The sequence below is a fragment of the Streptomyces sp. NPDC001732 genome, assembly GCF_053596315.1.
Genome location: NZ_JBSFFY010000130.1, coordinates 1 through 7,304 on the forward strand (window position 1 = coordinate 1; position 7,304 = coordinate 7,304).

The 7,304-nt window shown below is 72.9% G+C and carries 8 protein-coding genes; 1 reads left to right on the plus strand and 7 read right to left on the minus strand.

Going from position 1 to position 7,304, the window contains the following annotated elements; all coding sequences use genetic code 11:
* The 7 genes from ACWCXX_RS39975 to ACWCXX_RS40005 form a co-directional block, all read right to left on the minus strand.
* Positions 1-118 (minus strand): adenosylhomocysteinase (locus ACWCXX_RS39975; protein ID WP_353784146.1); only part of this gene is annotated, 118 nt, incomplete at its 3' end.
* A 352-nt stretch (positions 119-470) separates the two neighbouring features.
* A complete protein-coding gene (locus tag ACWCXX_RS39980; RefSeq protein WP_451136072.1) occupies positions 471-1,469 on the minus strand; it encodes a cation diffusion facilitator family transporter in 999 nt (332 codons plus the stop codon).
* Between the two features lie 88 nt (positions 1,470-1,557).
* A complete protein-coding gene (gene manA, locus ACWCXX_RS39985) occupies positions 1,558-2,739 on the minus strand; it encodes a mannose-6-phosphate isomerase, class I (protein ID WP_451136074.1) in 1,182 nt (393 codons plus the stop codon).
* Between the two features lie 180 nt (positions 2,740-2,919).
* On the minus strand, positions 2,920-4,056 hold the full coding sequence (locus ACWCXX_RS39990) for an SIS domain-containing protein (protein WP_451136076.1): 1,137 nt from the start codon (positions 4,054-4,056) through the stop codon (positions 2,920-2,922).
* 113 nt (positions 4,057-4,169) lie between these two features.
* Positions 4,170-4,352: a Trm112 family protein gene (locus ACWCXX_RS39995; protein ID WP_451136078.1), complete on the minus strand. Its 183-nt coding sequence runs from the start codon at positions 4,350-4,352 to the stop codon at positions 4,170-4,172.
* A gap of 230 nt (positions 4,353-4,582) precedes the next feature.
* Positions 4,583-5,965: a phosphomannomutase/phosphoglucomutase gene (locus tag ACWCXX_RS40000; RefSeq protein WP_451136080.1), complete on the minus strand. Its 1,383-nt coding sequence runs from the start codon at positions 5,963-5,965 to the stop codon at positions 4,583-4,585.
* 128 nt (positions 5,966-6,093) lie between these two features.
* Positions 6,094-6,471 carry a DUF3499 domain-containing protein gene (locus ACWCXX_RS40005; RefSeq protein ID WP_388992723.1) on the minus strand — a complete coding sequence of 126 codons (378 nt, stop codon included), beginning with the start codon at positions 6,469-6,471 and terminating at the stop codon, positions 6,094-6,096.
* Between the two features lie 322 nt (positions 6,472-6,793).
* On the opposite strand from ACWCXX_RS40005, the gene ACWCXX_RS40010 reads away from it, so the two are divergent.
* Complete coding sequence (locus ACWCXX_RS40010) at positions 6,794-7,240, plus strand: metallopeptidase family protein (RefSeq protein ID WP_451136082.1); 447 nt, start codon at positions 6,794-6,796, stop codon at positions 7,238-7,240.
* Positions 7,241-7,304 lie beyond the last annotated feature (64 nt).

The following is a 7,304-nucleotide window of genomic DNA, read 5'->3' on the forward strand; positions in this document are numbered from 1 at the left end:
TGCGGATCGACATCAGACCGGGCATCTCGTGCTCGGCCAGGGTGATCTCCTTGCGACCGAACGCCGCGAGGGAGAGGTCGGCGACCTTGAAGTCCTGTCGGTTGGCGACCGTCGTCATAACGGGCTGCTCCTCGTGAATGGGTCGAGGTGGGGCACGGATGGCTCTGCGGCGACGGGCACACGAATGCCCGGTGCTCGCAGCGCAGTCCGTCGGAGGCCCTCTCTCCCTCGGCCGGTCCGCATGTGGGGACCGATCGACCGCCATCAGCAGCGACGTCTGACTCTGGCGTCGAATCTACACCGATCGGCCCAGTCCCTCCCAGCCCGCCCGGGGCCGGGCGGGCTGGGAGGACGTGACGGGAGCCGGTGGGAGAGCGGGGCGAGGGGATGTCCGGAGGACGTATGGGCAGGTGGGCGGCGGGTGCGGTGGCGGCCGACGGGGGCGGACCGGCCCGTCGCGGTGGGTTCGGTCAGTGACCGGATTCCGTCGGGGCGTCCGGGGTGCCGCCGGGCGCTCCGCCCGGGGCCTTGGCGGGGTTGACGCCGGCCGCGGCTGCGGCCTCGCTGTAGATGTCCGGTTCCAGGTAGATGACCCGGGCGATCGGGACCGCGGCGCGGATGCGGGACTCGGCGGCGTTGATGGCGTTGGCCACCTCGACGGCCGTGTCGTCGTGCTGCACCGCGATCTTGGCCGCGACGAGCAGTTCCTCGGGGCCGAGGTGGAGCGTGCGCATGTGGATGACGCGGGTGACCGTGTCGCCGTCGACGACCGCTTCCTTGATCTTCTCGACCTGGTCGGTTCCGGCGGCCTCACCGAGCAGGAGCGACTTCGTCTCGGCGGCGAGCACGATCGCGATGATGATCAGCAGGGCGCCGATGCAGAGGGTGCCGATGCCGTCCCAGACGCCGTCGCCGGTCGCGAGGGACAGGCCGACGCCTCCGAGGGCGAGGACCAGCCCGATCAGCGCACCGAGGTCCTCCAGGAGGACGACGGGCAGCTCGGGAGCCTTGGCCCGGCGGACGAACTCCTTCCAGGAGAGCGATCCGCGGGTCTCGTTGGACTCCTTTACGGCCGTGCGGAAGGAGAAGCCCTCGGCGATGATCGCGAAGACGAGCACCCCCACCGGCCAGTACCAGGCCTCGATCTCGTGCGGGTGCTTGATCTTCTCGTAGCCCTCGTACAGCGCGAACATGCCACCGACCGAGAACAGCACGATGGAGACGAGGAAGGCGTAGATGTACCGCTCGCGGCCGTAGCCGAAGGGGTGCTGGGGGGTGGCCTCGCGCTGGGCCTTCTTGCCGCCGAGCAGCAGCAGCCCCTGGTTCCCCGAGTCGGCGACCGAGTGGACGCTCTCCGCGAGCATCGACGACGAACCACTGAACAGGAACGCCACGAATTTGGCCACCGCGATGGCCAGGTTGGCGCCGAGTGCCGCCACGATCGCCTTGGTTCCGCCTGACGCACTCATTGGGTGCCTGGTGTCCCTTCTTCGCTGCTGCGGCCCTGGCGCCGCCGTACGGCCGGACATTGTTGCAGGAGCTGGTGCGGGTGGTACGTCAGACCACCACTGTGGCCCGGAACAAGGTTCCCGTACCGGACACTTCCACTCTCTCCCCGGCAGGTACGAAGACGGAGGTGCCGGGGGCGAGGTCCATCGTGCCCGCCTTCGGGGCGCCCCCGGTGCAGAGCAGGATCTGCGGGGCGTCCCGGGTCAGGTCCACGGGGGCGGCGCCGGGCGAGAGGTCGAAGCGGGAGAGCCGGAACTCGTCCACGGGTGTCTCGTACAGTTCCTCGCCGGACGGGGCGGCCTCGGGGCGCAGGACGCCGGGGTCGGTCGCCTCGAAGCGGACGATGCGCAGGAGTTCGGGTACGTCGATGTGCTTGGGCGTGAGGCCGCAGCGCAGCACGTTGTCCGAGTTGGCCATGATCTCGACGCCGAGGCCGTCGAGGTAGGCGTGCGGAACGCCCGCGCCGAGGAACAGGGCCTCGCCGGGCTTGAGTTCCACGTGGTTCAGCAGCATCGCCGCGATGACCCCGGGGTCGCCGGGGAAGTGGTGGGCGATCCGGGCGTACGGGGCGTGGGCGCCGCCGAGGCGTTCGGCCGCGGCGGCCGCCAGGTGCACCGTCTCGGCCATCTCCGTCGGCTCGGCGCCGAGGATCGCGGTGAGGACCTCGCGCAGGGCGGCCTCCTCGGGGTGGGCGCCGAGGAGGTCGACGTACGGCTTGAGCCCGTCGACGTCGAGGGCCGCGATCGTCCGGGCCGCCTCGGCGGGGTCGCGGAAGCCGCACAGGCCGGCGAAGGGGGTGAGCGCGCAGATCAGCTCGGGCTTGTGGTTGGCGTCCTTGTACGTGCGGTGGGGGGCGTCGATCGGGACGGCACGGCGTTCCTCGTCCTCGTAGCCCCGCCGGGCCTGGGCGAGGTCGGGGTGGACCTGGAGGGAGAGCGGGGCGCCCGCCGCGAGCAGTTTGAGGAGGAAGGGCAGGCGGGGGCCGAACTTCTCGACGGTGGCCCGGCCCAGTTCGCGCTCGGGGTCGGCGGCGATGACGTCGGTGAGGGACTGCTCGGGACCGGCTTCTCCGGTGCCGGTGAGGCGAGTGAGGCGGGAGGGGGCGCCGGGGTGGGCGCCCATCCACATCTCGGCCTGGGGTTCGCCGGTGGGGGCGACGCCGAGCAGTTCGGGCAGGGCGGTGGTGGAGCCCCAGGCGTAAGGGCGCACGGTGTTGGAGAGCCGGTCCATGGGATTCGTCCTTGTGAGGTGCGTGGATCGGGGGTGCGGTGTGCTGCGGGGCCGGTCGGCGTGATGCTCCGGTGCGGGGCTCGCCGACGGTACGGGGCGGGCGCGGCGGTTCCGGTCGGGCGATTCCGGCGGGGCGGTTCCAGTCGGGCGGTTTTGGTCGGGTGGTGGCTCGTCGGCCGGTCAGGCGCGGGCCTCCGACGCGAGTGCCAGGTACACGGCGGCGAAGTCGGTGACCGCGAGCAGTTCGGCGAGGGATTCGAGGTCGGTGCCCTCGTCCGGTTCGAGTTCGCTGATCGCGGTGTCGTGGCCGAGGGCCAGTTCGCGGGCGGCGGGGGCGGCGCTCAGGCCGCCCGCGGGACGGTCCCGGAGCAGTACGACGCGGGCGTGCAGCGGCTCCGGCTCCTCGACCCTGTCCCGGAAGAAGTCGTCGGGGTCGGCCCCCGCGGCGAACGCGCCCGCCAGCAGCCCGCCGTGCGCGGGGAGCGCCCCGGGCAGTTCGGCTGCGAGGGCGGGGCGTCCCGACAGCTCGGCCAGGACGGCGGCGAATCTGCGGCCGACCGGGGCCGCCGCGTCGCCCTCGGTCCAGATCAGGGGCAGGCTGTCGGCGAGTTCGGCGGCGAGTGTCTTGGCCGGGTTGCTGTACGTGGCGATGGCCGGACCGCAGCGTTCCGCGGTGCGGTCCAGCCGGTCGGCGACGCTCTGCAGGGCATCGGCGGGTGCGGTGACCAGGCCGACCCGGTCCAGCAGTGCGAGGAGCGGGGTGAACAGCGCCCAGAGGGTGCCGGGGCCCGCGGCGGAGGTCTCGGCGTCGTACTCGCCGTGCGGGGCGGAGGCCATCGGTACGAGGAGGCCGCGCGTCCCGTCGACGGTCTCGCGCAGCGGTGACCGGTGAGGGGCCACCGCGACGACGCTGCAACCGCGGCGGTACGCCTGTTCGGCCAGGAGGGCGAGGCCCGGCTCGGCGCCGTCGGCCGTGACGATGAGCAGCAGGTCCACGGGGCCGGCCCAGCCGGGCAGCGTCCAGCGCAGCGCGCCCGCGGCGGGGGCCACCCCGGTGGGGCGGATGGGTGTGACGGGTGCGGACGCGCCGACCAGGGAGGCGACGAGGTCGGCGACGCCGGACGCGGCGGTGCCGAACCCCGCGACCAGTACGGCGCGGGGGCGGCCCTCCGGGTTCAGTTCGGCGATCCCGGCCTCGGTGGCGTGCCGGGCGGCGGTGCGGACCCGGGCCCCGGCTTCGGCGGCGCCGCGGAGCAGGTCGCGGCGGTCGGCTCGGGCCAGGGATTCCGGGGCGTCGAGCAGCGACTCGTCGAGCATGGGGACGGTCCTCCGATCACATGCTGATCACCGTGCGGGGCGGGGCGACGGGCGACGGCCTCAGGTGCCCGGACGCCGGTTGCGCCGGGCGAGGCCGTGTGCCCGAGTGCCGGTTACGCGGGGCGGCGGGCCTCGTCGACGAGGAGGACGGGGATGCCGTCCCGTACCGGGTAGGCCAGTCCGCAGTCGTCGCCGGTGCAGACCAGCTCGGGGTTGTCGGATACCGACCGGTCGTCGAGCGGAGAGTGACAGGCCGGGCAGGCGAGGATCTCCAGGAGGCCGGCTTCGAGCGGCATGGGGTGGGTCCCTTCAGACAACGGATCAGGCCACGTCAGCCTACCGCCGGAGGGCGGGGGGTGCGGGGTGGGGCGGGAGCACGGGGCGGGTGCGGGCGGGACACGGGTACGGGTGCGCCTGCGGCGGGGCTGGTCCCCCGCCCCGCCCCTTCCCGCAACCGGGGCTCCGCCCCGGCCCCGCTCCTCGATCGCCGGAGGGGCTGGATCTCGCCCCGCCCCTCAAGCGCCTCTCAGACGCCGGGGGTTTCCGGCGTGCGGACCAGGGCCAGCACCTCGTCCCGTACCGCTGTCATCGTCCGCTCGTCGCGGGCCTCTACGTTCAGTCGCAGCAGGGGTTCCGTGTTGGAGGCGCGGAGGTTGAACCACCAGTCCGGTGCGGTGACCGTCAGGCCGTCCAGGTCGTCGGTCGTGACCCCGTCGCGGCCCGCGAAGGACGCCCGTACCGCTGCCGTGCGGGCCTGCTGGTCGGCGACCGTGGAGTTGATCTCTCCGGAGCCGGTGTAGCGGTCGTACCGGGCGACCAGTTCCGACAGGGGGCCCGGCTGTCCGCCCAGCGCGGCCAGCACGTGGAGCGCGGCCAGCATGCCCGTGTCGGCGTTCCAGAAGTCGCGGAAGTAGTAGTGCGCGGAGTGTTCGCCGCCGAAGATCGCACCGTGCTCGGCCATCTCCGCCTTGATGAAGGAGTGGCCGACGCGGGTGCGGACCGGGGTGCCGCCGTTCTCGCGGACGACCTCGGGGACCGAGAGGGAGGTGATCAGGTTGTGGATGACGGTGCCGCTGCCGCCGTTGCGGGCCAGCTCCCGGGCCGCCACCAGGGCCGTGATCGCGGACGGGGAGACGCCCTCGCCCCGCTCGTCGACGACGAAGCAGCGGTCGGCGTCGCCGTCGAAGGCGAGGCCGAGGTCGGCGCCCTCGGCCACGACCCGGGCCTGGAGGTCGAGGAGGTTCTTCGGGTCGAGGGGGTTGGCCTCGTGGTTGGGGAAGGTGCCGTCGAGCTCGAAGTACATCGGTACGAGGTCGACGGGCAGGTCCGCGAAGACAGTGGGGACGGTGTGGCCGCCCATCCCGTTGCCCGCGTCGACGACGACCTTCAGCGGGCGGATCGACCCGAGGTCGACCAGGGACAGCAGGTGGGCCGCGTAGTCGGCGAGCGTCTCGCGCCCGGTGACGGTGCCGGGGGCCTCGGCCGGCTGCGGGGCGCCGGTTTCGGACCACTTCTCGACGAGGGTGCGGATCTCGGAGAGGCCGGTGTCCTGGCCCACGGGTGCGGCGCCCGCCCGGCAGAGCTTGATGCCGTTGTACCGCGCCGGGTTGTGCGAGGCGGTGAACATCGCGCCGGGGAGGCCCAGGCTGCCCGAGGCGAAGTACAGCTGGTCGGTCGAGCAGAGGCCGATCAGCGTGACGTCCGCGCCGCGCGCCGCGGCTCCGCGCGCGAAGGCTCCCGAGAGGCCGGGCGAGGAGGGCCGCATGTCGTGCCCGATCACGATCGCGTCCGCGCCCGTCACCTCGACGAAGGCCGCCCCGAACTGCTCGGCGAGCGGTTCGTCCCACTGGTCGGGCACCACTCCGCGCACGTCGTACGCCTTCACGATCTGCGACAGATCAGCAGCCACGGGCCGGTCCTCCTGAGATTCCTGCGGACCGCCCAAACTACCCGGCGGCGACTCGGGCGGACCGTCGGGCCTTCCGGCCGTACGCACGGGTCCGGGCAGGCGGGCGACAGGATCGTCCGGCGCCGGGGTCAGGAGTCCGGGGAACGCAGCACCCGCAGGTGGCCGCGGCGTGCGACCTCCATCGGGTCGGCCGTCTGCGGGCCGCCCCGGCCGTCGTCGGCTCCGCGGTCGTGCGGCCGGGCCGCTTCCCGTACGGCGTTGGCGAGCGCTTCGAGGTCGTCACCGCTGGGGCGGGAGGGGGCGGAGGGATCGGAGAGCCGGACGACTTCCCAGCCGCGTGGCGCCGTCAGCCGCTCGCTGTGCTCGGCACAGAGGTCGTAGCAGTGGGGCTCGGCGTAGGTGGCGAGCGGGCCGAGGACCGCAGTCGAGTCGGCATAGACGTACGTCAGTGTCGCGACGGCAGGGCGGCCGCACGCGGTGCGCGAACAGCGACGTACAGGGCTCACGATGTTGGACGGTACCGCACTCTTGAGCGGGCTGCGACGACTCTCCCCCGGGTCACCCCTCCGTGTCGCGCTGTGACGTCCGGCACAACCGCCTTCCGGGCGACCTTTCCCACCTGCGCGGGAGGGCCGGGGCGTGGGCCGTACCGGCAACGATTCCGGTCACCACTCGGCATAAAAGTTGTCATTCGGCAGGAGTCCGGCGATCAGCAGCGAGGCCTGAAACGAGCCACCGATTGGCCGGATTGTTCAGGATTGGACATGCCGATGACCCGTCAGTGAGCGGCGACCGCCCCGCCCTCCGGGGCGTTACCCTGCGTCAGTGATGGACAGTCCTGTACCACCCCACCCGTCCCCTCCGCCTCCCCCCTCCGAGCCGCGGCCACGCCGTCGGGACCGGCACGGCCGTGGCATGCGCGGGCCCGTCGCCCCGCCCCAGGTGCCGCTTTCGATCAGCAGGGCGGAGAACTTCCGCGATCTCGTGCAGGACTCGGTGGAGCGGCTGGAGCGACGCTGGCCGCAGCTGGCGGATGTCGACTTCATGGTGCTCGACGTGCCGGGGACCCAGGAGGAGACCGTTCCGCTGGGGCGGGCGGTGTCCGCCGAGAAGGGCCGGCCCGCGCAGATCGTCATCTACCGGCGGCCGGTGGAGATCCGCACCAAGAACCGCGACGATCGCGCCCTGCTGGTGCACGAGGTCGTGGTGGAGCAGGTCGCGGAGCTGCTCGGGCTCTCGCCGGAATCCGTGGACCCGCGGTACGGGCAGGAGTAGCAGGAGCAGTACGGGCGGCGGCGGGAACGCAGAACGGTGGTGTGCGGACGGGCCGTCCGCACAC

Coding starts and splice junctions, on each gene's coding strand:
- ACWCXX_RS39990 (WP_451136076.1), bottom strand. CDS start 4,056: ATGCTCGACGAGTCGCTGCTCGACGCCCCGGAATCCCTGGCCCGAGCC.
- ACWCXX_RS40010 (WP_451136082.1), top strand. CDS start 6,794: ATGGACAGTCCTGTACCACCCCACCCGTCCCCTCCGCCTCCCCCCTCC.
- ACWCXX_RS39980 (WP_451136072.1), bottom strand. CDS start 1,469: ATGAGTGCGTCAGGCGGAACCAAGGCGATCGTGGCGGCACTCGGCGCC.
- ACWCXX_RS39995 (WP_451136078.1), bottom strand. CDS start 4,352: ATGCCGCTCGAAGCCGGCCTCCTGGAGATCCTCGCCTGCCCGGCCTGT.
- manA (WP_451136074.1), bottom strand. CDS start 2,739: ATGGACCGGCTCTCCAACACCGTGCGCCCTTACGCCTGGGGCTCCACC.